Annotated in this window: 1 protein-coding gene; it reads right to left on the reverse strand. The window is 76.4% G+C overall.

Going from position 1 to position 1683, the window contains the following annotated elements:
- On the reverse strand, positions 1–1683 hold a 1683-nt coding region (locus ABZZ04_RS39410), incomplete at both ends, for a non-ribosomal peptide synthetase (protein WP_356937056.1).

Raw genomic sequence — 1683 nt, forward strand, 5'->3', positions numbered from 1 at the left:
CGATCCGGACGCACCATCGGCACCAACGCCGCACGCCCACCCACCGACGAACCCACCACACGCTCCGCCAACAACACCACCGTCTGCGCATCGAAGATGTCCCGGAAGGGCAGTTCGATGCCGAACATGGAGCGGACGCGGCTCACCAGGCGGGTGGCCAGCAGGGAGTGACCGCCCAGTTCGAAGAAGCTGTCGTCGATCGAGACCGACTCCACCTTGAGCAGTTCGCAGAACAGGTCGCACAGGGTCCGTTCCACCTCGTTGCGAGGGGCACGGGCGGTGCTGCGCTGCGGCTCGGGCAGCGCGGCCCGGTCGGTCCGGCCGTCCGCGGTGCGCGGGAGTCCGTCGAGTTCCACGTAGTGCACGGGCACCGCGTGGTGCGGCAGCAGGGCCGCGACGTGCGCCCGCAGCGTCTCGGCGTCCGCGGGGGCCACCGGGTCGGCGGGCACGTGGTAGGCCACCAGCTCGACGGCGCCCGAGGGGCCCGGGCGCGCGGTCACGGCCGCCTCTCCGACGGCTTCGTGGCCGGCCAGGGCGCCCTCGACCTCGCCGGGCTCGATGTCCCTGCCGTCGACCGTGATCCGGTCGTCGGTGCGGCCCAGGATCTCGATCGTCCCGTCCCGGGTGATCCGGGCCAGGTCGCCGGTGCGGTGGAGCCGGGAGCCGGCCGGGCCGTACGGGTCGGCCACGAACCGCTGCGCGGTCAGGTCGGCCCGGCCCGGGTAGCCGTGCGCCAGCTGCACACCGCCGACGTAGAGCTCCCCGGCGCTGCCCGGGGGCAGCGGGGTGAGGTTGGCGTCGAGCACGTAGGCGCGGCTGTTCCAGACCGGTCGGCCGACGGACGGGTACGCCCCTTCGGGGTCGGTCGCGCCGGACCACGCGGCGATGTCGGACGACGTCTCCGGCGCGCCGTGCAGGACGTGCAGTTCCGCCTCGGGCAGGAGCAGCCGGAAGCGTTCGCGCAACCCGTCCGTCAGGGGCTCGCCGCCGCACAGCACCCGGCGCAGTCCGGTGCACCGGGCGGCCTCGGGCTCGGCGAGGAATGCCTCCAGCACGGCGGGGGCGAAGTGCGCGGTGGTCACGCCCTCGCGCCGGACGGTCCGGGCCAGGGCGACCATGTCGCGGTGGCTGCCGGGTGCGGCGGCCACCTGGGCGGCGCCGGTCACCAGCGGGGCGAGCATCTCCCGGACCGACACGTCGACGTCCGCGGGTGCCTTGTGCAGCACCCGGTCGTCCGGGCCGAGCCCGTGGGCGTCCCGCGCCCACAGCAGCCGGTTCACGAGGCCCCGGTGCGGCACGAGGACGCCGCGCGGGCGGCCCTCCGGGTCGGCGGTGTGGAACAGGTAGGCCGGGGAGTCGGGCAGCGGGCCCGGCAGTCCGGCGGCCGGCAGGGCCGCGGACTCCTCCTCGGTGGCCGGGTCGTCGAGCACGACGACCGGGGCCCCGCGGTCCCGGAGCGCGGAGGGGCCCTCCTGGACGGTGACGACCGCGGCGGGCGCGGCGTCGTCCAGGAGGACGCGGATCCGCTCGGCCGGGTTCTCCGGCTCGACCGGCAGGCACACCGCACCGGCCCGCAGCACCGCGAGGTGCGCGACGGTCAGTGCGGCCGAGCGCGGGACGGCCACGGCGACGGTGTCGCCCCGCCGGACCCCGCGGGCCACCAGCAGCGCCGCCAGCCTCGCC

Origin of the sequence: Streptomyces sp. NPDC006435, assembly GCF_040612315.1 — a bacterium.
GTDB lineage: Bacteria > Actinomycetota > Actinomycetes > Streptomycetales > Streptomycetaceae > Streptomyces.